The 21,531-nt window shown below is 65.7% G+C and carries 23 protein-coding genes and 2 pseudogenes; 14 read left to right on the top strand and 11 right to left on the bottom strand.

The window, feature by feature from the left end:
• Positions 1-46: 46 nt before the first annotated feature.
• Genes A5752_RS23070 through A5752_RS23060 form a run of 3 tightly spaced genes read left to right on the top strand, consistent with a single transcriptional unit; the run spans position 47 to position 2,667 of the window.
• Complete coding sequence (locus A5752_RS23070) at positions 47-1,054, top strand: methionine ABC transporter ATP-binding protein (RefSeq protein WP_067090731.1); 1,008 nt, start codon at positions 47-49, stop codon at positions 1,052-1,054.
• Complete coding sequence (locus tag A5752_RS23065; RefSeq protein ID WP_067090729.1) at positions 1,051-1,761, top strand: methionine ABC transporter permease; 711 nt, start codon at positions 1,051-1,053, stop codon at positions 1,759-1,761. Before A5752_RS23070 ends, A5752_RS23065 begins: the two co-directional genes overlap by 4 nt.
• Before the next feature lie 9 nt (positions 1,762-1,770).
• Positions 1,771-2,667 (top strand): MetQ/NlpA family ABC transporter substrate-binding protein, encoded by an 897-nt coding sequence (locus A5752_RS23060; RefSeq protein ID WP_067090725.1) that lies wholly within the window; start codon positions 1,771-1,773, stop codon positions 2,665-2,667.
• Between the two features lie 92 nt (positions 2,668-2,759).
• Here A5752_RS23060 and A5752_RS23055 read toward each other — a convergent pair whose 3' ends face one another.
• Positions 2,760-3,182 carry a nitroreductase family deazaflavin-dependent oxidoreductase gene (locus A5752_RS23055; RefSeq protein WP_067090722.1) on the bottom strand — a complete coding sequence of 141 codons (423 nt, stop codon included), beginning with the start codon at positions 3,180-3,182 and terminating at the stop codon, positions 2,760-2,762.
• Between the two features lie 67 nt (positions 3,183-3,249).
• Here A5752_RS23055 and A5752_RS23050 point away from each other — a divergent pair, with 67 nt between their 5' ends.
• From A5752_RS23050 to A5752_RS23040, 3 genes are all read left to right on the top strand, one after another.
• Positions 3,250-4,116: an SUMF1/EgtB/PvdO family nonheme iron enzyme gene (locus A5752_RS23050; RefSeq protein ID WP_067090720.1), complete on the top strand. Its 867-nt coding sequence runs from the start codon at positions 3,250-3,252 to the stop codon at positions 4,114-4,116.
• A gap of 38 nt (positions 4,117-4,154) precedes the next feature.
• Complete coding sequence (locus A5752_RS23045) at positions 4,155-4,520, top strand: hypothetical protein (protein ID WP_067090717.1); 366 nt, start codon at positions 4,155-4,157, stop codon at positions 4,518-4,520.
• A gap of 179 nt (positions 4,521-4,699) precedes the next feature.
• Positions 4,700-6,064, top strand: coding sequence for a flavin monoamine oxidase family protein (locus A5752_RS23040; protein WP_067090714.1), 1,365 nt, complete (start codon positions 4,700-4,702; stop codon positions 6,062-6,064).
• A 36-nt stretch (positions 6,065-6,100) separates the two neighbouring features.
• Here A5752_RS23040 and A5752_RS23035 read toward each other — a convergent pair whose 3' ends face one another.
• Together A5752_RS23035 and A5752_RS23030 are read right to left on the bottom strand one after the other, a co-directional pair.
• Entirely contained in the window at positions 6,101-6,502 is a 402-nt protein-coding gene (locus A5752_RS23035; protein ID WP_067090712.1) for a TA system VapC family ribonuclease toxin, read from the bottom strand.
• On the bottom strand, positions 6,499-6,726 hold the full coding sequence (locus A5752_RS23030; protein ID WP_067091462.1) for an antitoxin: 228 nt from the start codon (positions 6,724-6,726) through the stop codon (positions 6,499-6,501). Before A5752_RS23030 ends, A5752_RS23035 begins: the two co-directional genes overlap by 4 nt.
• Before the next feature lie 173 nt (positions 6,727-6,899).
• Here A5752_RS23030 and A5752_RS23025 point away from each other — a divergent pair, with 173 nt between their 5' ends.
• Together A5752_RS23025 and A5752_RS23020 are read left to right on the top strand one after the other, a co-directional pair.
• On the top strand, positions 6,900-9,236 hold the full coding sequence (locus tag A5752_RS23025) for an AAA family ATPase (RefSeq protein ID WP_082964029.1): 2,337 nt from the start codon (positions 6,900-6,902) through the stop codon (positions 9,234-9,236).
• Between the two features lie 120 nt (positions 9,237-9,356).
• The gene (locus tag A5752_RS23020; RefSeq protein WP_067090709.1) at positions 9,357-10,385 is read left to right on the top strand and encodes a DUF2293 domain-containing protein; all 1,029 of its coding nucleotides are present in this window, start codon (positions 9,357-9,359) and stop codon (positions 10,383-10,385) included.
• Between the two features lie 7 nt (positions 10,386-10,392).
• Here the strand turns inward: A5752_RS23020 and A5752_RS23015 are convergent, their stop codons facing one another.
• From A5752_RS23015 to A5752_RS23000, 4 genes are read right to left on the bottom strand one after another with little or no spacing between them, the layout of a single operon-like run.
• Entirely contained in the window at positions 10,393-10,710 is a 318-nt protein-coding gene (locus tag A5752_RS23015; protein ID WP_067090706.1) for a hypothetical protein, read from the bottom strand.
• On the bottom strand, positions 10,703-11,521 hold the full coding sequence (locus tag A5752_RS23010; RefSeq protein ID WP_067090704.1) for a slipin family protein: 819 nt from the start codon (positions 11,519-11,521) through the stop codon (positions 10,703-10,705). Before A5752_RS23010 ends, A5752_RS23015 begins: the two co-directional genes overlap by 8 nt.
• Positions 11,521-12,165 (bottom strand): hypothetical protein, encoded by a 645-nt coding sequence (locus tag A5752_RS23005; RefSeq protein WP_082964028.1) that lies wholly within the window; start codon positions 12,163-12,165, stop codon positions 11,521-11,523. Before A5752_RS23005 ends, A5752_RS23010 begins: the two co-directional genes overlap by 1 nt.
• Complete coding sequence (locus A5752_RS23000; RefSeq protein ID WP_067090701.1) at positions 12,162-14,555, bottom strand: nitric-oxide reductase large subunit; 2,394 nt, start codon at positions 14,553-14,555, stop codon at positions 12,162-12,164. The genes A5752_RS23005 and A5752_RS23000 overlap by 4 nt, the downstream gene beginning before the upstream one ends.
• Before the next feature lie 182 nt (positions 14,556-14,737).
• Here A5752_RS23000 and A5752_RS22995 point away from each other — a divergent pair, with 182 nt between their 5' ends.
• Positions 14,738-15,754 (top strand): TIGR03617 family F420-dependent LLM class oxidoreductase, encoded by a 1,017-nt coding sequence (locus tag A5752_RS22995; protein ID WP_067090698.1) that lies wholly within the window; start codon positions 14,738-14,740, stop codon positions 15,752-15,754.
• 1 nt (position 15,755) lies between these two features.
• Here the strand turns inward: A5752_RS22995 and A5752_RS22990 are convergent, their stop codons facing one another.
• Positions 15,756-16,109 (bottom strand): Fe-S protein, encoded by a 354-nt coding sequence (locus A5752_RS22990; RefSeq protein ID WP_067090695.1) that lies wholly within the window; start codon positions 16,107-16,109, stop codon positions 15,756-15,758.
• A gap of 104 nt (positions 16,110-16,213) precedes the next feature.
• Here A5752_RS22990 and A5752_RS22985 point away from each other — a divergent pair, with 104 nt between their 5' ends.
• The 5 genes from A5752_RS22985 (at position 16,214) to A5752_RS22965 (ending at position 20,042) form a co-directional block, all read left to right on the top strand.
• The gene (locus tag A5752_RS22985; protein ID WP_067090692.1) at positions 16,214-16,528 is read left to right on the top strand and encodes a type VII secretion target; all 315 of its coding nucleotides are present in this window, start codon (positions 16,214-16,216) and stop codon (positions 16,526-16,528) included.
• 9 nt (positions 16,529-16,537) lie between these two features.
• On the top strand, positions 16,538-18,217 hold the full coding sequence (locus tag A5752_RS22980; protein ID WP_067090690.1) for a TNT domain-containing protein: 1,680 nt from the start codon (positions 16,538-16,540) through the stop codon (positions 18,215-18,217).
• Between the two features lie 58 nt (positions 18,218-18,275).
• The gene (locus A5752_RS22975) at positions 18,276-18,701 is read left to right on the top strand and encodes an Imm61 family immunity protein (RefSeq protein WP_082964027.1); all 426 of its coding nucleotides are present in this window, start codon (positions 18,276-18,278) and stop codon (positions 18,699-18,701) included.
• Positions 18,702-18,804: 103 nt separating this feature from the next.
• Entirely contained in the window at positions 18,805-19,230 is a 426-nt protein-coding gene (locus tag A5752_RS27275; RefSeq protein ID WP_082964026.1) for an Imm61 family immunity protein, read from the top strand.
• A 470-nt stretch (positions 19,231-19,700) separates the two neighbouring features.
• Entirely contained in the window at positions 19,701-20,042 is a 342-nt protein-coding gene (locus tag A5752_RS22965) for a hypothetical protein (protein ID WP_067090688.1), read from the top strand.
• A gap of 87 nt (positions 20,043-20,129) precedes the next feature.
• On the opposite strand, the pseudogene A5752_RS27270 reads toward A5752_RS22965, so the two are convergent.
• The 3 genes and pseudogenes from A5752_RS27270 to A5752_RS22955 form a co-directional block, all read right to left on the bottom strand.
• A pseudogene (locus A5752_RS27270) lies at positions 20,130-20,318 on the bottom strand (SDR family oxidoreductase); the annotation flags it as partial.
• 62 nt (positions 20,319-20,380) lie between these two features.
• Positions 20,381-21,226, bottom strand: a complete 846-nt coding sequence (istB, locus tag A5752_RS22960) for an IS21-like element helper ATPase IstB (RefSeq protein ID WP_067090686.1) — start codon at positions 21,224-21,226, stop codon at positions 20,381-20,383.
• Positions 21,223-21,531: pseudogene (locus A5752_RS22955) on the bottom strand (IS21 family transposase); the annotation flags it as partial. The gene istB and the pseudogene A5752_RS22955, both read right to left, overlap by 4 nt.

Raw genomic sequence — 21,531 nt, 5'->3', positions numbered from 1 at the left:
CCGATGGCGATGACGCCTGCGCATCTTCCCCTCCACTAGGACCTTCATGATCGAGCTGACCGACCTGACCAAGATCTACGGAACCGGCGAGCACCGAACAGTCGTGCTCGACCGCATCAACTTCCGCGTCGAGGCCGGCGAGATCCTCGCCGTCGTCGGCCCGAGCGGCGCGGGCAAAAGCACGCTCGCACAATGCATCAACTTACTGACACTGCCGACGTCGGGCTCAGTCGTCGTCAACGGTGAGGACCTCACCACACTTTCGTCGCAGAAACTGCGCGTCGCGCGCCGACGGATCGGCACGGTTTTCCAGTCGTCGGGGCTGTTCGAACGCCGCACCGCGGCCGAGAATGTCGCGCTGCCGCTGGAGTACCTCGGGGTCACGGCCGCCGAAACGCGCAAGCGCGTCGGCGAACTGCTCGACCGCGTGGGCCTCACATCACGCGCGAACCACTACCCGTTCCAGCTGTCAGGGGGTCAGCGACAGCGAGTCGGCATTGCGCGGGCGTTGGCGCTGCGGCCCTCGGTGCTGCTGTCCGACGAGGCGACGGCCGGTTTGGACCCGACGACCACCGCGTCGGTCGTCGACCTGCTCCGCGAACTGCGCGACGACCTGAACCTGTCCATCGTGTTCATCACCCACGAGATGGACACCGTGCTGAAGATCGCCGACTCGGTGGCGCGCCTCGATCAGGGCAGCATCGTCGAGTCGGGCCGGCTGGTCGATCTGCTCACGGACCCGAACTCCGCCCTGGGAGCGGAACTGCGTCCGCAAGGCGTCGCCGCCGGCGCGGCAACAGGGCAGCGGGTGTGGCAGGTCGTGTACGACACGCCGGATGTGCCGTCGGACTGGATCGCCCGCGCGTCGGCGGATCTCGGTGCGCCGTTGTCGGTGTTGGGCGCATCGGTGCAGGAGGTCGGTGGGGTGACCGTCGGCAGCGCGACGCTGGGCATCGCGGACGGTCTCAGCGCGCGGGTACCGGAAGTGCTGGGGCGCTACGGCTTGGCGACGACGGGCGATGTCCGCGTTGGCGAACTGGAGGGTGTGGCGTGACCGAGACCATCCTGGCCAACGCCAAGGTCCCGTTCAACGAGCTGCCCGCGCTGCTGTTTCCCGCCCTGCTCGACACTCTCATCATGGTCGGCATCGTGATGACGATCGTGGTGCTGGTCGGCGTGCCGCTGGGCGCGCTGGTGCACAACCTGGCGCCGGGTGGACTGTTCGAAAACCCGACCCTGCACTCGGTTTTGAGCTGGGTCATCAGCGTCGGCCGCTCCTTGCCGTTCCTGATTCTGATGGCGGCGATCATGCCGTTCACCCGGTTCGTCACCGGCACGAACATCGGTATCGCCGCCGCGGTGGTGCCGATGTCGTTGGCCGGCATCGCGTTCTTCACCAGGATCGTCGAGAACTCGCTGCGCTCGGTCCCGCCGTCGGTGGTGCAGGTGGCGCGCGCGTCGGGCGGGTCTCGGCTGCAGATCATCCGCACCGCACAGATCAACGAGGCGGTGCCGTCGATCCTCGGCGGCCTGACCATCAACGTCATCGCGATGATCGAGTACTCCGCGATCGCGGGGACCATCGGCGCGGGCGGAATCGGCTATGTCGCGGTCACTTACGGCTACCAGCGATTCGATCAGGGCGTCATGTTCGCGACGATCGTCATCCTGGTCATCACCGTCGCCGCCGTTCAGTTGGTCGGCGATGCGCTTGTCCGCTTCACCACACCGCACGCGCGCGTCCGCGCGGCGACCGTCTGAGAGGAAGTCATGGCAACGACAACCACCCCGGTCGACGGGGCTCACGGGTTCGAGCTCAAGCGCAGACCGAAGTGGCTGTGGATCGCATTGAGCCTCGTCGTGGTCGTGGCGCTCGTCATCGCGGCGCGGTTTGTGTTCTTCGGCAAAGCGCAGTCCCCGAACGAGATTGCGGGCGCGACGCTCGTTGTCGCCACCAACGAGGGCAACGCCGCCGAGCAGGCGCTCATCGAGTACATCGCCCGAGAGGTCGCGCCCAGGCACGGGATTACGGTGGCGTTCCGCGGGCTGGCGGACAGCAACACGATCAACCGTGCGGTCAGCGACGGTGAGGTGGCCGGCACCATTTACCAGCACAAGCTGTGGCTCGGCCAGGTACTCGAGGCCAACCCCGACTTCCGCGAGGAGGCGGCGACGCCGGTGTTCCGGTGGGGCTTCGGCATCTGGTCCGACAAGTACACCGACGCCGCACAGCTGCCGGACGGGGCGAATGTGTCGCTGTACTCCGACCCGGCGAACGAGGCGCAGGGGCTGTGGCTGCTGGAGCGGGCGGGGCTCATCACGCTTGACCCCGCGGTCAACAAGTGGACCGCGACGCAGAAGGACATCGTCGCCAACCCGAAGGACCTGAAGTTCACATTGCTCGACTTCGCGGCGCAGTCGCGCTCGCTGCCGGACCTCGATGCGGCCGTTGGCTATACGGAGTACTACCTGGCGGCGAAAGTGCCGTTGCAGTACCAGATCTTCGCGCCGCCCGCACCCGACGAGTTCGCCGGCCAACTGACGATCGGAAGCCGGTGGGCGGACACCGACAACATCAAGAAGCTGGTCGAGACATTCAAAGACCCTGCGGTGCAGCAGTTCCTGGCCACCGATCCGAGCGTCAAGAACATCCTGCTGCCGCTGTAGGGGCCGGCTCGCATACCTCGCGAAAGCTACACCAGGGCTATGGTCCGGTCGCAAACCACGACCCTGGTGTACGTCTCGCGAAAGCCCAGCGGCTAGGCGAGCTCGAACACCGGGATGACGCGGTCGGTGCGCTGCTGGTACTCGCCGAAACCGGGCGCGCGCTCGACGACCACGCGGTAGATGCGGTCGCGCTCGTCGCGCGGGAGCTCGCGTGCGGTGACCTGCCGGGGCGGGTCGGTGCCGATCTCGACGGCGGCGGTCGGGTTGGCGCGCAGGTTGAACACCCAGCCCGGGCTGGCCTCGCGCCCGGCGGCGGAGCCGACGATGTAGATGCGGCCGTCGATGTCGAAGTATGCGACCGGGTTGACGCGCTGTGCTCCGCTCTTGGCGCCGGTCGAGGTGAGCAGCAGCAGCGGAAACCCCTCGAACTGGCCGCCGACTTTGCCGCCGTTGCGGCGAAATTCCTCGATGTTGCGTTCGTTGAAGTCGCGCTCGGCGGCCATGTCGTCGCTCATTGCCTCATCGTGGCACGTGAACGGGCCTTCGCGTCACGAGATCGTTCGCTGCGCCTAGCCTGATGGGGTGCTGACCGAGCTGATCGAGTTGCCCGCGGGCACCTTCCGGATGGGATCGGTCGACTTCTATCCGGAGGAGGCGCCCGTCCACGAGGTGACGGTCGAGGCGTTCTCGATCGAGCGCCATCCGGTCACCAACGCGCAGTTCGCGGAGTTCGTCGCCGATACCGGTTACGTCACCCTCGCCGAACAGGAGCTCGACCCCGCCGCCTATCCGGGCGCCTCACCCGACGACCTCGTTCCCGGTGCGCTCGTCTTCCGCCCCACCAGCGGCCCGGTCGACCTGCGCGACTGGCGGCAGTGGTGGACCTGGATGCCGGGCGCCAGCTGGCGCCATCCGTTCGGGCCCGGATCGTCGATCGACGACCGCCCTGATCACCCGGTCGTGCAGGTGGCCTACCCGGACGCCGCGGCCTACGCCGCCTGGGCGGGCCGCCGCCTGCCCACCGAAGCGCAGTGGGAGTACGCGGCCCGGGCAGGGTCTGCGTCCCGCTACGCGTGGGGCGACGACGCGCGGCCCGAGGGACGCCTGATGGCCAACACCTGGCAAGGCAGTTTCCCGTACCGCAACGACGGCGCGCTGGGTTGGGCCGGCACGTCACCGGTGGGCACGTTTCCGCCCAACGGATTTGGTCTGGTCGACATGATCGGCAACGTCTGGGAGTGGACGACGACGCCGTACTCGCCGCGGCATCGGCCCCAGAAGTCGGGCTGTTGTGCGCCGCCGACCGGTGACCCGTCGAAGTTCCAGACGCTCAAGGGCGGCTCGCACCTGTGCGCACCCGAGTACTGCCACCGCTACCGGCCCGCCGCCCGGTCGTCGCAGTCGCAGGACAGCGCCACCACGCACATCGGATTCCGCTGCGCCGCCTGACAGATCGACTTGTCAGACCCCGCACATACAGTGCGGACATGACTACTTCGGTCGCCGTCGCCTTGGCCCGTCCCCGCGGATCCGCGATCCGCTACTCGGCCTGCTCGGACGAACACCGCTGGACCGGCAGCGTGCGCGCCGATTCGGTCGAGACGGCGATCCTCGACGTCATTCGCCGGGTCCGCGAAGAGTCGGCGACCGAGCGGCTCCGGTTCCTGGTACAGGCGCCTCCGCGGAGCATGTTGTGGGCGCTGCGCGACGAAATCGCGCTGCTGATTCCGGGTGCACATCTGGATCGACCGCGGTTCACCGACGAACAGCTGGTGCGCTCGGCCTACGAAGGACTACGCGTCGTGCCATTAGCCCGGAAACCGGTGGGCAACAACATCGTTGACGCAGTCTGAATCACGCGCCCGCCGATGCCCGGTTTCCCCACAGCCGCGAAACCTTTGCCGACGCAACGGTTTATTGACAGGGCCGATAATCAGGCGTTGAGTCTAGGTGCCTTCGCGTCCGCCTGAGGGCGCGCCGAGGCTTGCACCCGGCCGTCCGGCCCCGCGCAAATCGATCAAAGGGGCTGCTCATGGCGGACGTGGACTTCTGCGTCGTGGGTGCCGGGTTCGCCGGCCTGACCGCGGCACTGCGCCTGAAGCAGGCGGGTCACTCGGTGGCGCTACTGGAGGCCCGCGACCGCGTGGGTGGCCGCACCTTCACCGAGGTGCGCGACGACGGTTCGTGGATCGACCGCGGCGGCGCATGGATCGGCCCCGGACAGGACGCGATCTACGGGCTGATGAAGGAGTTCGGGGTTCCGAGCTACAAGCAGTACACCGAGGGCGACGCGATGATGTTCGTCGACGGAAAGAAATATCGCTACACCGGGACGATCCCGTTGTCGATGAGCCCGTGGGCCGTCGCCAACATCGGCACGGTCTTCCTCGAGCTGACGCAGATGTGCAAGGCGATTCCTGTAGAGGCACCGTGGACCGCGCGCAAGGCGCAGAAGTGGGACCAAACCACCTGGGCGGCGTGGCTGGACAGGAACACGCTGTCCAAGCCGGCCCGCGAACTGCTGGAAAGCGCCGTAGCCGGGCTGTATACGTCCGCGGCGTCGGAGGTTTCGCTGCTGTTCGTGCTGTACCAGATGGCGTCGGCCGGCGGCCCGAGCTTCGTGCTCGGTGTCAAGGACGCGGCCGAGGATGCGCGGCCGGTCGGTGGTATGGGCGCGATTCACCGTGCGGTCGCGGCGGAGCTGGACGATGTCGTCCGTCTGTCGCAGCCGGTGCGCAGCATCGAGCAGAACGCCGACGGGGTGATCGTGCGCTCCGAGGACATGGTGGTCAACGCGCGCCGCGCGATCGTCACGGTACCGATTTCGATAGCGAGCCAGATCACCTACGAGCCAATGCTTCCCGCGGACCGGTCGTTCCTGCACCAGCGCATGCCGAGTGGGGCGGTCTACAAGATCGCGTTGGTATTCGACGAGCCGTTCTGGCGCGCCGACGGTTTGTCGGGGCAGTCCTTCGGTCCGGGGTCGCCGGCGAACCTGACGATCGACTCGTGCACCGACACCGGGACCCCGGGCGTGCTGACGGTCATCACCGAAGGGCCGGAGGCGCGCCGGCTGACCAGCCTCAGCGACGCCGAGCGCCGCAGTGCCGTGCTCACCGCCGTTGCGGAAAGGTTTGGCAACAAGGCGCTTTCGCCGGTCGACTACGTCGAGCAGAACTGGACCGTCGAGCGGTATTCCGGCGGCGGGATGATCGCCCACGCCCCGCCGGGCGTACTGACCGAGTTCGGCCCGGCGCTCCGCGAGCCGTGCGGGCGCATCCACTGGGCTGGCACCGAGACCTCGGCGGTGATGTACGGGTTCATCGACGGGGCCGTGCGCTCCGGCGAGCGGGCGGCAGCGGAGGTCATCGAGCGCGAAGCGATGGCGATGGCCTGAACGGACGCTCGTCGGACGGACCCGGCCTACGATCTATCAGCGTGCGTCGGATATCAGGACGGCTACATCGCGATGCAGATTCCCCAGGCCGACATCGAGGGTCGCCAATTGCGCGCCACGACTTCTCGCGAGTTGAGCCAGGTAGGCGTCCGTCACTTGACGGTGGCCGATTATGCCCGTGGCGTCGACCTCCCCGTAGGAGACGGTATCTGGCCAGAACTCATGGCGGTCCGCTGCCGCCAGTGCCCTGATGACATCGCGCGCGGACGCCGCCGACTGACCAGCGCGGACCAGAAATCTCATCAGGCTGCCTTCGGTGACCGGACAGGTCGCGAAGGGCGTCTTTGATCCGGCCAGCCAGTCGGCGCACACGTCGTGGTGGACATGGTCGGAGACGACGAGCGCCACGAGCACGTTCGCATCGAGCAGCGTCGTCACTCCTCGTCCTCCAACGAGCGCACGTCTTCGGACGTCACCACCGTTCCCACGCTGACAACCGGCAGACCCGTCCGGGGGTCCATGCGGATCGATGCCGCGCCGTGCGTTGCCAGACCCCGCCTCATCAGATCTGCGACTGCCTGACTGAAGGTCCGACCGGTGTCGCGGGCGATCGCCATTGCCTGTTTATGCAGCTCATCAGGGAGATCGACGGTCGTACGCATGCCGCAGTTTAGCATCACTGCATCATGATGCAGCGATGCCGCTTCGTGTTCAGGCCGACCGCGCATGAGGTTCCCTCCGGTGTGAGCAGGCAGCCAGGGCCTTGGGCATCGAGAAATTGGGAGCTGTGGATAGCCTTCGCGTCTGTCGACGATCCGCGGGTACTGTGCGACCCGTGAGCGGGGATCTGATCCTCACCGACGAGTTCCGCAAGGCGTTGGCGCTCCTGGCCGGAGGCCGGCATCTGTTCCTGACGGGTAAGGCGGGGACCGGTAAGTCGACGTTGATCCGTCAGTTCATGGCGGAGACCGGCCGCAACGTGGTGGTGGTCGCGCCGACCGGGATTGCGGCGCTCAATGTCGACGGTTACACCATCCACCGATTGTTTGGGTTCCGCACGACGACGACGCTGGCCGACGTCATCGGCGGCGACTATCGGCCCGGCCGGTTCGCCAAGACGCTGGCATCGCTGCAGACGCTGATCATCGACGAGGCGTCGATGGTTCGCGCCGACGTCTTCGACATGGTGGCCACGGCGCTCGAGCGGTTCGGGCCCGTGCCGGGAGAACCGTTCGGCGGGGTGCAGATCGTCCTCGTCGGCGACCTGTATCAGCTGCCGCCGGTCGTTGGCGACGGCGAAGAGAGCTACTTCTCGACGGTCTACGAAACCCCGTACTTCTTCTCCGCACGCAAGTTCGCCCGCAAGGAGTTCCACACCGTCTCGTTGACCACGGTGTTTCGCCAGCTCGGCGATAACCGAATGACCGCCATACTCAACGAGATTCGTGAGGGCGTTCTGCTCGGGCACGCCCAGGAGCAGCTCAATGACCGAGCCGACAAGGACTTCGTACCGCCCGACGACGAGTTCTGGCTCACGTTGGCTCCCACCAATCGGCTGGTGACGGCGCGCAACCGTCAGCACCTGGAGCGCCTCCCCGGCGACGAGATGATGCACCACGCTCGGGAATCCGGCGACCTATCGCTGTTCGACAAACCGATCGAGGACGAGCTGCGATTCAAGGTCGGCGCCCAGGTGATGATGCTCAACAACGATCAGGGCGACCGCTGGGTCAACGGTTCGATCGGGCGGGTGGTGGGTGTGGGTTATGACCGCTACGGCGTCGTCGTGGAGGTCGAGTTCGCCGACGGCTCGTGCGCGGAGGTCACGCCGTTCACCTGGGAGGCGACGCGCCCGGTGGTCGACGGCGGCGCGCTGCGGCGAGAGGTGATCGGGACGTTCACCCAGCTGCCGTTCAAGCTTGCGTGGGCGATCACGATTCACAAAAGTCAAGGGCAGACGTTGGAGCGGGTGGTTGTGGACCTGACCGGCGGCATGTTCTCCACCGGACAGTTGTATGTCGCGTTGAGCCGCTGTACGTCGTTGGCCGGCCTGGTGCTCAAACGCCCTGTGCTGCCGAAAGATCTGAAGACGGACCGGCGGATTGCGCGCTTCCTGCGTACGTCGGTCAGCGGTGCCACGGCACGCACGTACTGCGCTATCGGATTGCTGACCGTCGGCGACGAAGGTCGCATGTCGCGTCCGCGGCCGGTGGAGCTGGCGGTGGCGTTCGACGACGGCACCGCGGTCTCGACGCTGGTCAACCCGCAGCGCGATCTGGCCGACGCGCGAAACGCCTACGGCATCAGTGTTTCCGATGTTCTACTGGCGCCGACCCTGCGCGAAGCCTGGGCGGTGATCGCGCCGATGCTGGCGGGGTGTACACCGGTCGGACCAAGCGTGGACGAGACGCTGGGGCTCATCGACTTCGAGCTCAAACGCCTGGGTCACGTCACGCCCATGCCGCTGGGCGTCGAATTGCGCGGAGCCCGCATATCGGGACGGACGGCTTTAGAGCAGGCTAGCTCGGCGTTGAAGGCCAATGCGTCGGCGGACGTCCAAGCCGGCTCGACAGCGTTCGAGGAATCCGAACCGGGAGAATTGGTTTCGGGTCTACTGGTCAGCCGCGACCCGGACGTGCCGACCCCGAAGGCCGAGCATCTGCCGGGCTTGTCCGCACTGTTACGGATCAGCCGTGACGTGGGAGCGGTGCTGCTGGGTGCGACGGTGCAGCGAGACCTCGACTCATCATGGGACGCGGCGGCACGGTCGGTGGTGGCCGATCAGCTGCGCGTGGCTGCTTCCCGCACGCCGCTTCCCGAGGAGGTGATCGCACGGCTGCGTGCGGTATCGGCGCTGCTGGGAGTCGACGTGGTGAGCGACGCGGAGTTGGTGGGCCGCCATGACATCGAAGAAGCGCTCGTGCCGGGCGCGCGGATCTGTTTCACCGGAACGACTTTGGACCTCACCGGCCGGGTGGTAGAGCGTGACGAGATCGAGCGGATGGCCGCGAGGGCCGGTCTGACGCCGGTGCGGTCGGTGACCAAGACGCGGTGCGAGGTGCTGGTGACGGCCGAGGCCGGCACGCAGTCGGGCAAGGCGCGTAAAGCGCAGGAGTACGGCAAGGCGGTGTTCACCGCCGAGGAGTTCTTCGCGTGGTTGGCCGGTCGTTGATTTCGAGTTTCAGGCGCACCATGTCCGCAACCGCGTCGCGATCTCGTGTACATCGTCGATCACACCGGAAGCGATGGCGCGGGGCATGATGGTGTCAGCCCCGGGAAGTAACGTCGGCTCATGGTGAACGTGAAGACGCGCGTCGCCCGGGCGGCAGATGCGGTGCTGGCCGAGCGCGGCGCAGTCCGCCCGGTTGATGTCCTCGTGGGTCTAGGCTGGCTCGCGCAACCCAACATCGAGCGGTGGGTTCGGGGCCGTGTTCCGTCGCTCGACCGATCTGTCCAAGTCAGCCAGGGCAAGGTCATCGAAGCCGCGGAAGCGTTGCGGCAGTGGGCCGAAGAGCGTGGCCTCGAACGACGTGAGGGCCACTACGGCGACCTGATGTTCACGGCCGAGGGTGAACCCGACATCGAAGATTTGTACCGCACACATTGGGCGACACCGGGCCATGTCGAGCCGGAGCCCCCGCAGCTGCGCCGTTTCCGGGACATCAGTGTGATCTCGGCCGACCACGCATGGGAGTGCACATCGTGTGGCGAAGGCGGCGACTTCTTCCTCAAGGGCAGCAAGGGTGCGCTGTGCCTGGACTGTGCGGACCTCGGCCACCTCGAGTTCCTGCCTTCGGGCGATGCCGCGCTGTCCCGCCGCGCGAAGAAGGCCAGTCGGCTCTCCGCCGTCGTCGTGCGGTGGAATCGACGCCGATATCGCTATGAGCGACAGGGCATTCTGGCTGAGCCGGCGGCGATCGAACAGGCCGCGCGCGAGTGCCTGTCGGACGCCGACATCCGTGCTCGTCGTAAGGATCGCGACCGGCTTCGTCGCGCCGATGAAGACGTGCGCTTTCAAGGCGAGTTCGCCGCCGCCATCCGCAAGCAGTTTCCCGGGTGTCCTCCCGACCGTGCGGAGGCGATCGCCCTGCACGCCGCGGCCCGCGGCAGCCGCAGGGTAGGGAGAAGCGCCGCAGCGCGGAATCTGGATCCCGACGCCGTCCGCCTCGCGGTCGTCGCGTCCGTCCGCCACCTCGATACCGACTATGACGACCTGCTGATGGCGGGTGTCGATCGCGAGTCGGCGCGTGCCGAAGTGTTCGACCGCGTCGAGGCCGTCCTCAACGCATGGCGTGACGGTGTCACCATGCTCGACAGATAGCGGACCGCTATACCGATTCGTCCTGCCGGTGCAAGTGCCGCCACAGTCGCGCCCCTCCGGAGATCGCGACCAGTACACCGATGCCACCGATCACGATGCCGGTGAACAACGACAGGAACATCGGATCTACCGACTCCCCAACCATCCCCGCACCGAACATCCCGCCAACAAGGAAACCGAACAGCGGCGCCAGCACCGCGACCGCCGTGCCCAGCAAGGTCCGCCAAAGACCCGGAGGGGTCGGCTCGAGGACGACGGGGCGACCGTCGTCGGCGACACCGCCGGGCTCACCGACCGCAGCCGGGTCGGATACGCTGTCACTCATCGGATTTCACCCTCCTGATGTGGGGAACCGTGTCGCTGGGACCGCTGGCCGGATTGGACCGCGAGCCTTCGAGGAACGGGCGCACGATGTCCATCGGGATCGGGAAGACGACGGTGGAGTTCTGGTCGGCGCCGAGTTCGAGCAACGTTTGCAGATAGCGCAGCTGCAGCGAGGCCGGGCTCTCGCTGAGGGTGATCGCGGCATCGCGCAGTTCCGCCGACGCCTGCAACTCGCCGTGTGCGCTGATCACCTTGGCGCGGCGCTCCCGCTCCGCCTCGGCCTCGCGCGCCATGGCCCGCTGCATCATCTCGGGGATCTCGACGTCCTTGATCTCGACGACCTCGACCCTGATCCCCCACGGCTCGGTCTGCGTCGCGATCGAGGCAGCGAGGTCCTCGTTGAGGTCGGCGCGGTGCGCGAGCAGTGTGTCGAGGTCCGCACGCCCGACCACCGAGCGCAGTGTCGTCTGCGCGATCTGTGACGTGGCGACCGCGAAATTCTCAACGGCCATCACCGATTTCGTCGGATCCGTGACCCGGAACAGCACGACGGCGTTGACGCGGGCGGTCACATTGTCGCGGGTGATCACCTCCTGCGGCGGAATGGTCAGCGTCACTGTCCGCAGATCGACCCGCACGAGCTTGTCGATGCCGGGCAACACGACCACGATGCCGGGACCGAGCGGTCCGCGCAGCCGCCCGAGCCGAAACGCGACACCGCGTTCGTACTCCTTGACGATGCGGATCGACGCGACCGCCAGCCCGACCAGCACGATCGCGAAGAAGATGACAACCACCGACCACGCGTTCATCAGCGCACCTCCCGCGGCTCACTGCGCCGGTCGGATGCGTACGAGCTGCGACGACGAATCTCCGCTTCGGCCAGCCGCTTTCGTTCCTCGAGATTCTCGTCGAGACTGTGGAACACGACTCCGTCCGGCACAGCACGGGTGCGGCGCAGGTGCGACCACAGCGGCAACGTCAACACACCGGCGGCGGCGGCGGACCCCAGTAGCAGCAGCGCCTCCGGCGCGGTATCGGCCGTCAACGCCGTCGCGAGCGGCAGAATGAGCGCGATGACACCGACGGCGCACGCGATTCCGCGGTGGAACCGCGCCGCCTCCGACGCCGGCCAACTGTCGATCGCCCGGCTCACCTCGCGCCCGTCGTGCGACGACGTGCACGTGTGCTTGACCGGGCAGGCGTTGCACACCGTCGGGGTGCCCCGGTAGCGCATCACCCGGTTGTCGGGATCAAACGAGGTGGGCCACAACCACTGATCCTGCGGACACCGCCACGCGTCGTGGTCCTCGTGGTAGACGAACCCACCCGTCCGGTATCCCTCGACCTTGGCCGCCGCGCGCCGCGCAAACGTATCGATGCCGTAGGCGACGAGCACCAGCGCGGCGGCGTATCCGATCGTCAGCCACGCGTCGATCCCGATGCCGGCGATCACGGTCCGTCACCGCCCTCATCGGGAGCCACCCGGCGGTCGGAGGCGTAGCGGCTACGGCCCGGAACCGCCAACCCGGTCCGGTCCTCCTCCGCATGGGCGTGCTCTTCGACGAACAACGTCTCGGCGGGCAGTGTGTGCGTCGTCGCCTTGATCCCGTAACGCACGCCCAGCCAGGCGATCCAGAGGAACGGCAACACGCCGCCGAGGATGAACAGGAAGTCCCCTGGCATGCGCAACCACTCCAGGACCACGTTGCCCGACTGGGTGATGTAGCCCAAAGTCCTTGCTTCGTAATAGCCGTCGTTCACCGAGTGCCACAGCTGCAGGACGCCGAGCGGCAGCAGCGTGGCGAACACCATCCACGCCAACCCGATGTTCAGCGACCAGAACGACAGCTTGGCCAGCTTGTCCGGCCAGCGTTGCGGCGGGATGATGTAGCGCAGCGCGAACAGCGCCAACCCGACGGCGAGCATGCCGTAGACGCCCATCATCGCGCCGTGCGCGTGGTTCGCGGTCAGCGCGGTGCCGATCTGGTAGTAGGACACGATCGGCAGGTTGATCAAGAAGCCGAAAATGCCTGCGCCGACGAAGTTCCAGAAGCCGACCGCGACCAGGAACATCACCGCCCACCGGTGCGGGAACGGCGCGCTGCTGCGCGACTGCTGCCGCGAACCCAACTGCAGGAACGTCCACGCCTCGACGGTCAGGAACGTCAGCGGGATCACCTCCAGCGCGGAGAAGAACGCGCCGAGGGCCATGTGCTCCACCGGTGTTCCGGAGAAGTACAGGTGGTGCATCGTCCCGATCACGCCGCCCACCGAGTAGAGGATGACGTCGAGGAAGATCAGCTGGATGGCGATCTTGCGTCGCACGACGCCCAGCATCACGAAGATGTAGGCGACCATGACCGTGGTGAACAGTTCGAGGAAGTCCTCGACCCACAGGTGCACCACCCAGAACCGCCAGAACTCGGCGACGGTCAGATGCGTCTCCGTGCCGGCGAGCATGCCGACCGCGTAGAACGCGGGGATGGCCAAGCCTGCGTAGAAGAACAGCCACGGCATGTTCAGCTTGCTCTCGGTTTTCAGCCGCGACCGGATCGCGCGGAAGATGATCGCCATCCACAGGAACAGGCCGACGACGAGCAGGATCTGCCAGAACCGCGGCAGGTCAAGGTATTCCCACTGCTGGTCGAAGAAGATCGAGCCCTTCGCCCAGTCCACACCGAAGGTGCTCAGCGCGGTGCCGGTCAGGGTGCCGGCGACGACGACGAACAACGCGCCGAGCAGCCCGTAGGTCAGCCACGACTGCCGGCGTGGTTCACGGCCGGAGATGATCGGCGCCAGGAAGATGCCCGCGGCGAGGAACGACGCGGCCGTCCACAGCAGCGACAGTTGCACATGCCAGGTTCGCGCCAGGTTGAACGGCAGGATCTGGGCGAGATCGAAGCCGAAGAAGTTGCTCAGTTCCGCGCGGTAATGCTCGATCGCACCGCCCAGTATCGCCTGGGCGAGGAAGAGCACCGCGACGACAAGGAAGAACCATGCGGTCGCCTTCTGCGACGGCGTGATCGCCACCTCGCCCGGCTGACGGAATGCGAGTGACGGCGTTTCGGTTGCGTGCCAACCGATCTTGCGACTCCACCGGCCGTAGAGCGCGAACAGCGCACCGAGCCCGGCCAACAGCGCGATCAGGGACATCGCCGACCAGACCAGGATGTCGGCCGTGGGTGTGTTGTCAACTCGCTTTTCGGGGGGCCAGTTGTTGGTGTAGGAGTAGGAGTGACCCGCGCGCTCGGCCGCGCTGGCCCATGCGGTCCAGCTGAAGAAGGCCGTGAGGTCACCGATTTCCTGCGGATCCGTGATGACCTGCGGAATCAATCCGTGCTCGGTCGAGTCGGTGCCGAAATAGTCGGCGTAGTAGGCGCGGATCTTCTCGAACGCGCTCACCTGCTCGGCGGTGAACTGCAGTGTGCCGGTTTCCTCGTCGTAGCGGTTGGTCCGCATCATCTCGACGACGGCCGCCGTCGGGTCCTGTGCACCGGAGTCGCGCAGTTGCTGGCCGACGTGGTCGGCGGAGAGCCGCAGGTATTCGGCGGTGTAATCGGGACCGAGGTAGCCGCCATGACCCATCACCGAGCCGTACTGCTGCAGTCCGCGGCGCAGGAAGATCTGCTGACCGGCGGTGATCTGCTGCTCGGTGAAGAGTGTCTGGCCGTCCGGGCCGACGACGCGCTGTGGCAGCGGCATCGAGTCCGAGTAGGTTCTGGCCGCCAGCATTCCCATGATCAGGAAGCCGAAGACCATGACCAGCGCGACGCCCTGGACCCAGCCTTTCGAGATGGCGAGTTCGGCCTTGCTCGGCGCGGGCTCCAAGAACTGCTCTGTCATTGCCACACCCCCGGGGAGACGGATCCACATTGGCAGCGTCGTGGCCAACGTAACGAAATGCGTCGCGAGATTGGTGAAGGTTTCGAAACTTCGCGTCGGTGTGCGCAATTAAGTAAAGGCTCGCCGAAGTCCGCGTGACACAGCGGTGCAGGTCGGCGCAACGCCGGGCGTAGGGTGCGACTGTGCACGTCGACGTGATGACAACCCCGCAACCGCTGCTCGAAATCGGCGATCTGGCCCGACGGACGCAGGATGCAGGATTCTCCGGATTGCTGTTCACTGAGACCGGGCGCACGCCGTATATGAACGCCGCAGTGGCGGCGGAGGCGGCGCCGGGGTTGGAGCTGTCGACGGGGGTCGCAGTGGCGTTTCCGCGCAGCCCGTTCGTGACGGCGGCGACGGCGTGGGAGTTGCAGGAGGCGTCGGGCGGACGGTTTCGCCTGGGGTTGGGCACGCAGGTGCGCACTCATGTGGTGCGGCGGTACGGCATGGAGTTCGAGCGCCCGGGTCCGCGGTTGCGCGATTACGTGCTGGCGGTGAAGGCGTGCTTCCACGCGTTCCGGACGGGCAAGCTGGAGCACCGGGGCGACTTCTACAGCCTGGACTTCATCACGCCGCAGTGGAGTGCGGGGCCGATCGATGCGCCGGACCCGAAGGTCGATGTGGCGGCGGTGAACCCGTGGATGCTGAGGATGGCCGGTGAGGTCGCCGACGGGATTCACGTGCACCCGCTCGGCGAACCGGGGTACATCGAAAGGCATGTGATGCCGAATCTAGCCGAGGGAGCGGAGAAGTCGGGCTGCTCGGTCGACGACATCGCGGTGATCGTGCCGGTGATGACGATCGTCGGTGACACCGACGAGGAGCGCCATCGAGAGAAGGAGCTGGTGCGCACGAGCATGAGCTTCTACGGCAGCACACCGAACTATGCCTTCATCTGGGACGAGGCGGGATTCGAGGGCACGACGGCGCGGATCCGGGAGAAGCAGAAGGGCGGCGATTACAAGGGCATGGCCGAGCAGATCACCGACGACCACATCGCGAGGTTCGCGACGGAGTCGACGTGGGATGGCTTGGCGGACGCGCTGTTCGAGAAGTACGGCCCGGTGGCCTCACGCGTGGTGTTGTACAACGCGCTGGCGGATCCGGAGCGGTTCGAACGTTACGGCGAGGTGGCGCAGCAGATTTCGCAGCGCTGATTCACCACAGCACCGCGATTCCTGCGGCGGCGAAGGACAGGACGCCGATCGTCCAGAACATCACGCGCGGTATCGGATTGCCGGTGCGTTTCTGACGGGCGCTGCCCATGCCGAGGAGTCCACCGAGGATCACGAGGATGACGAGCTTGATGCCGATCTTCGGATAGTTGAGCTCGATGCCGGCGGGCCACGGCGCGGCGAGGGCGAGGCCGGTGAGAAGTGAGAGCAGAAGGCCGTAGTCCATGGCGCGGGTGGTGCGGAAGCGCCGGGCCAGGGCTTCGGCGGCCCAGCCGCCGAACGTGATCGCGAAGCCGACGATGTGCAGCAGTACAACTACGTTGCGTAGTAGCTCCATGGGGAGAGCTTAGCGCGTGGCAGGAGAGTCCTGAACAAAAATTTGCTGCGTTGGGGTCCGCCCGGGCGGTGTTAGTGTTCGGCTAACGATACAAAGGGGGCTTAGTGTCTGACTCGAACGACCCGCTGAAGGTCGATCCGACCGAGCTGCGGATGGCCGCAAACCGGCTCGACGACCAGGCGAGCGGGTTTCGGTCAGCGCATCAATCCGCGCATTCACGGGCGGGAAGTGCGGCACTCGGATCGGGGTCCGCTGCTGCCGCGTTGCCGAAGATGTTGGCTGCTTGGGAGGCCGACGGGGCACGGTTCGCCAAGGACTTCGCCAAGCACGCGCGGGGACACCGCGAGGCGGCGGACAGTTATGTGCGCACCGACGCCGGTGGCGCTGAGGCGGTAGAGGACGCCGGCTCTGCGATGTGAGGTACGGGCATGACGCTGAACCTCGGGGAGCTCAAGGAGTGGCCTCCCGAGATCGCCGATCTAGCCAAGGCAGCACAACAGGCCGCCGACAATCACACCGGCTCGGCTGAGTTCTACCGTTCGCTGATCACAGTGTCGACCTGGGAGGGCCAGGGCGCGCAGGCGGCCAAATCGGCGATGGCGGCGACAGCGGCCGACCACGAAGCGGTGGCCGACCATCTCGGTGTGGCGGTGAGCAGGATGCAACGCGTCCAGCACGACGCCGAGGCGCTCGCGGAGACGATCAAGCGCATCCTCGACGATGCGGCGGCGCAACCGGCGGTGGGCATCGACGAGTCCACCAATCAGGTGATTCCGCCAGATACGAGTCATATGACGGAGGAGTACGCCGCGCAGGTGGCGGCTAAGGTCGCCGACCTCCGAGGGCGCATCGCCGACGCACTCGCCGACGGTGAACGAATCGACACCGAACTGGCCGGTGCGATCACCACGGCCAGCGGTGAACGAGTGGTGAAAACGGCTGGCTCGCTGGAGGAAATGCTGCTGCCGTCGGCTGGCGAGCCGCAGGACGGAACGAAGCCCGAAGACGCATCTCCGACACCGCGCAATCTCGATGAAGCACTGGATCGGATTGCCGAGCCCGGTCAACCGGCGGCGCCGGTGCCGTTGGACCCGGTGAAGGTCGAGGAGTTCAAGGCGCTCGCGCGCGAGACGATGCTGCGCGACGGGGTCCCGCCTGAGCAGATCGAGCAGCGGCTCGACGCGATGGTCGCCGCAGCGCAGAAACCACTACCCGTCGGCAAGACGCCCGAAGCCAAACCGATGCCCAAACCGAGCTTCGAAGACGGTTTCGCCGACGGTTGGTTCGGCACCGAAGAGAGCATCAAGGACCTCATCGGGGCGAACGGGTGGGACGACCTGAAAGAGTCGTGGACCGACTTGGCCAAGGGCACCTGGCAACGGGTGACGCACCCCATCGACTCGATGAAGGAGGACCTCGAGCACCTGACGAAATACCCCGGGCACTACCTGGGCGAGGTCGCTGGCAGTACTGCTTTGACCGCACCAGGCGCGGTGTTCGGCGGCGGCGAAGCCGCTCTCGCGGCCCGCGCTGCCATACCCGACGATGTCATCGACATGCCAAGTCACACACACGGAGTCGAGCACCCGACTCCGCTCGCCGAGGTGCCGAGTCACCCCGGCACGCACGCACCAATCAATTCGCCGCCACCTCCGCTGCCGCCAGATTCACCGTTGTTTGACGGCTACGATCCGATCCCCCCAGGGCCGCACTTCACCAATCCTGATGGTGGATTGATCTACCCTGACGACAGCTTGGACAGTAAGCCCTATGCCATTCCCGGCACGATTATCGATAACGCTGAATTGTCGAAAGGCACCGTCCTCGACCGGTTCGGCCATCCCGGCGGGACTTACCTCTCGCCGGAGGGCGTGCCGTTCGCTGAGCGCGCACTCCCGCCCGATAGCGCCTTCAAGCCCTACTATCAGTACGTCGTCGATGACCCGTCGAAACTCCCGCCAGGATGGCGCATCGAACAATCACAGGCAGCGCCGTGGTTCAACCAACCAGGCGGCGGGACGCAATATCGGATCGTCGCACCACCGGGCATGGATCCTTCTGTTGAGGCTCTACGTCGAGCGGGCTACCTAAAGAGATTGGGTGAATAACGTGCCAGACTTCTCACGCCTATCACGTCGTTGGATTGATTGGTCGAACCTGATGCGAATGGCGGACGTCGCGGTGTCGCCAACCGAGGACAACACTGAAATCGGTTTCGTTTCAACCGACCAACGTTTCTATCTCCGAGAGGAAGACGGCTGGTGGACAGTCGACGTGGTGAACGATCGCGGCGCGCGGTATAACGACATCGCTAGATTCTCCACGTTCGGACTCGCCGAAAAGTTTCTCATCTGGCGATGGGGTTCCACGTTGCGCGATGTACTCGGCGTGAAGATGTTCGACCCAGAGTTATATGCGTTGGGCCGTAACGCGGACGTTGTTGTGCTGCCTGCGGATAAGGAGTGGTATTTCGAGCTCCAATCCGGCGAAGGCCAAGCTCGTCTTGCCGAGCCAGACGCGACAATCTTCAGTCACTTGATGACGAAATCCGTCGATGAGATTGAGCAATTGGTGAGGGAAGGCCTTGGGTAACGGGTCCTTAAGCGCGGCTATCAAACGACTTTGGCGCAATCCACAAATGGTAGACTTCTCGCGGTTGTCTGAGGGCTGGATCGAATGGACAAGCTTGGCTCGAATGACGCGAGTCTCGATCGCCTCAGAGTGCGGCGACTGCGACATCGCCTTCTTGTCCGACGATCAATCCTTCCACCTGCGGCACGTTCGTGAGTGGTGGTCGATTGACGACGTCGACGACCGCGGGCACCGCTACAACTCAACGGCCAACTTCTCCACGTATGAGCTCGCGGAAAAATACCTCATCTGGAAGTGGGCGTCGGTTTCTCGAAGCGCTGTCGGTGCAAAGCAACTCGGAGCCTACCTTCACTCCCTCGGACCAGCACCGGGCGTAGAGATTGTTCAGACAGACCGCGAACACGTTGTCGAGCTTCGGGGGCGGACCGGCCGGGCTATCCTCCCGATGTCACAGGCAACGGTTTTCAGTCATGTCATGCCGAAGTCAGCTGATGAGATTGAGCGGATGGTTAGACAAGGAATCAAGTAGCTCTCCTGCAGGCCATTTCGTCTCGTTGCTACCGGCGCTAAAACCGACTCCGTTCCCCGACTTCGCCGCTAGTGCTGATTCACTCACGAGGGCAAATGGCCAGCGGCCCGGAGGGCGGCATTCGCCTCCTGCCTCAGCGATCCTTCACCCGCGCCACGTACGCGCGCAGCGCGCGTCGCTACTAGGGGATTGTCGGGACGATATAAGCTGCGCTGCAAGAGCAAGACCGTCCCATCGCGTGAATTCGCGAACGCTCGCTATATGCAGGGTCTGGGGGTTGACCATGGGGTGTTCGAACGTGATTCGCCGGGGTTAGGTTCGAACTGCTAGTCCGTCGATTGAGTGCGATCTCGGACGAGGATTTATGACAGCGACGACAGAAACCTAGCGGGTATGGAGCGGGTGCTGTAAAGATCGAGTGGGGCGTTGAGAAGTCGGCAAGCGAAGGTGCTTGGCTGCAGGAGGGGCTCGTGAACCTGTTCAAAAAGAAGGCGAAGAACCAGCAGGCGCCCGCGGTGACTTCATCCGCCGACGGGACGGTCTACTATTCCACCCCGTTCGGCGACACAAACGACGGCGAGCAGAGGCTGTTCTTACTGGCACGCGACGGCGTTCGGTACATGCCTGTCTTCCGTAGCGTGGATTCGATGAAAGAGTTCTACGGTCGGATGAACCGCGCCGCGTACATGGTCCTCGAGGGCGACGTAAAGACCGTGATGAATTCCAATCGCTCGATTGAGCTGCTGAGGGACGTGGGTGTTGTAATCGAACCTCTGAGCGCCAGCCTGGTCGTGATCAAGCCCCAAGAGTGACGGACGTTGAACCGAACACTTCGCCGTGGAGACGTAAACCGCCGGCACCAGTGTCACACGGTTGCGAAACCGACGCGCACGACTGAGTCAGACGGTGAAGCCGCCGTCGACGTTCAGGTTCGCACCCGTGATGAATCCCGACTCGGGACCGGCCAGGAACGCGACTAATGAAGCGACGTCGGTGGTGTGTCCGTAACGTCCCTGCGTCGTAACGGCTTTCAGACTCTCGGCGAAATCGCCGTGATCAGGGTTTGCGTCGGTGTTGATCGGCCCCGGTGACGGCGCTCATCGAAAATCTCCGGCTGTGCTCGCCGAAATTCCTCACCTGTGAGCAGCGGTCAGTGTAGTTGTTGGCGAGTGCCGGTGGTGGTTCGGCGCAGGGTTTCCGCGGCGGCTTGGTGGTCACGGAGGCGGTAGGACTCGCCGTCGAGGTTGATCACGACGGAGCGGTGCAGCAGGCGGTCGAGCATGGCGGCTGCGACGGTGGTGTCGCCGAGGATTTCACCCCAGGCTCCCACCCCGCGGTTGGTGGTGATCACGATCGAGGTTTTCAAATACCGTTGGGAGACAACCTGAAACAACGCTGACGCGGCTTCGGCGGGCAGCGGTAAGTACCCCAGTTCGTCGATCACCAGCAGCGTGGGGCCCGCGTAGAAGCGCATGGTGGTGGCCCAGCGCCCTTCGATGGCTGCGCGGTGGCATCGGGCTGCCAGGTCGGCGGCGGTGGTGAAGTACGTCCGGTAGCCGGCGTGCGCTGCGGCCCTGGCGAGTCCGACACTGAGGTGGGTTTTGCCGGTGCCGGGCGGCCCGATGAGCAGGATGTTGGTCGCTGATTCGAGGTAGCGGCAGGTGCCCAGTTCGTCGATGAGCTTTCGGTCGATCCCGGCGGCGGCATCGACGTCGAAGTCGGCCAGGGTGGCCGGGGTGGGCAGGCAGGCGAACCGCAATCGACCGGCCAACCGTCGGGCGGTGCTGGCCTCGACTTCCACGGCCAGCAGCCGCTCCAACGCCACGGTCAGCGACAGGCCCTCAGCGGTGGCCTGGTCAAGGACGGCGGGTAGGGCTTCGGCGGCCGCGGCCAGTTTGAGTTCGGCCAGATGCGAGCGCAGCTGCTGATAGCGGCTCGCGGCCGCCGACGGCGACTTTTCGGTGGTGGTCTTGGGGGTGCGTAGGGTGGGGGTCACTGGATGGTCCTGTTCTGGGCGGCCCGCTCGTAAGCGGACAGGTCGATGACGGTGGAATTGGTTGACGGAGTTGATGTTTCAACCGCGGTGATGGATGGCTGCTTGAGTTGAAGCAGTTGCGCGGCAGCGGCTTTGGCGGCCGAGCCCGGTGGGATGCGTTCCTTGCGGCGGTGCGGACGTCCGGTGGCCGCGGTGGCCATCGCGGCGGTGTCCAGGGCGATGACATGCCCGCTGTCGCGCACCATCACCCCGAGCCCGTCAGCAGCCATCCGGTGCCGGGCGATCACGATCCCGCTCATGGTGGC

It is taken from the genome of Mycobacterium sp. 852002-51961_SCH5331710 (genome assembly GCF_001665535.1).
GTDB lineage: Bacteria > Actinomycetota > Actinomycetes > Mycobacteriales > Mycobacteriaceae > Mycobacterium.
The sequence above is the reverse complement of the archived record's forward strand: the minus strand, read 5'-3'. Positions and strand labels throughout refer to the sequence as shown.

What these genes read in the sequence shown, in the direction of transcription:
- A5752_RS23070 (WP_067090731.1), top strand. Translation starts at nt 47, where the DNA reads ATGATCGAGCTGACCGACCTGACCAAGATCTACGGAACCGGCGAGCAC.
- A5752_RS23060 (WP_067090725.1), top strand. Translation starts at nt 1,771, where the DNA reads ATGGCAACGACAACCACCCCGGTCGACGGGGCTCACGGGTTCGAGCTC.
- A5752_RS23055 (WP_067090722.1), bottom strand. Translation starts at nt 3,182, where the DNA reads ATGAGCGACGACATGGCCGCCGAGCGCGACTTCAACGAACGCAACATC.
- A5752_RS23045 (WP_067090717.1), top strand. Translation starts at nt 4,155, where the DNA reads ATGACTACTTCGGTCGCCGTCGCCTTGGCCCGTCCCCGCGGATCCGCG.
- A5752_RS23040 (WP_067090714.1), top strand. Translation starts at nt 4,700, where the DNA reads ATGGCGGACGTGGACTTCTGCGTCGTGGGTGCCGGGTTCGCCGGCCTG.
- A5752_RS23030 (WP_067091462.1), bottom strand. Translation starts at nt 6,726, where the DNA reads ATGCGTACGACCGTCGATCTCCCTGATGAGCTGCATAAACAGGCAATG.
- A5752_RS23020 (WP_067090709.1), top strand. Translation starts at nt 9,357, where the DNA reads ATGGTGAACGTGAAGACGCGCGTCGCCCGGGCGGCAGATGCGGTGCTG.
- A5752_RS23015 (WP_067090706.1), bottom strand. Translation starts at nt 10,710, where the DNA reads ATGAGTGACAGCGTATCCGACCCGGCTGCGGTCGGTGAGCCCGGCGGT.
- A5752_RS23010 (WP_067090704.1), bottom strand. Translation starts at nt 11,521, where the DNA reads ATGAACGCGTGGTCGGTGGTTGTCATCTTCTTCGCGATCGTGCTGGTC.
- A5752_RS23000 (WP_067090701.1), bottom strand. Translation starts at nt 14,555, where the DNA reads ATGACAGAGCAGTTCTTGGAGCCCGCGCCGAGCAAGGCCGAACTCGCC.
- A5752_RS22990 (WP_067090695.1), bottom strand. Translation starts at nt 16,109, where the DNA reads ATGGAGCTACTACGCAACGTAGTTGTACTGCTGCACATCGTCGGCTTC.
- A5752_RS22980 (WP_067090690.1), top strand. Translation starts at nt 16,538, where the DNA reads ATGACGCTGAACCTCGGGGAGCTCAAGGAGTGGCCTCCCGAGATCGCC.
- A5752_RS22975 (WP_082964027.1), top strand. Translation starts at nt 18,276, where the DNA reads ATGGCGGACGTCGCGGTGTCGCCAACCGAGGACAACACTGAAATCGGT.
- A5752_RS27275 (WP_082964026.1), top strand. Translation starts at nt 18,805, where the DNA reads ATGACGCGAGTCTCGATCGCCTCAGAGTGCGGCGACTGCGACATCGCC.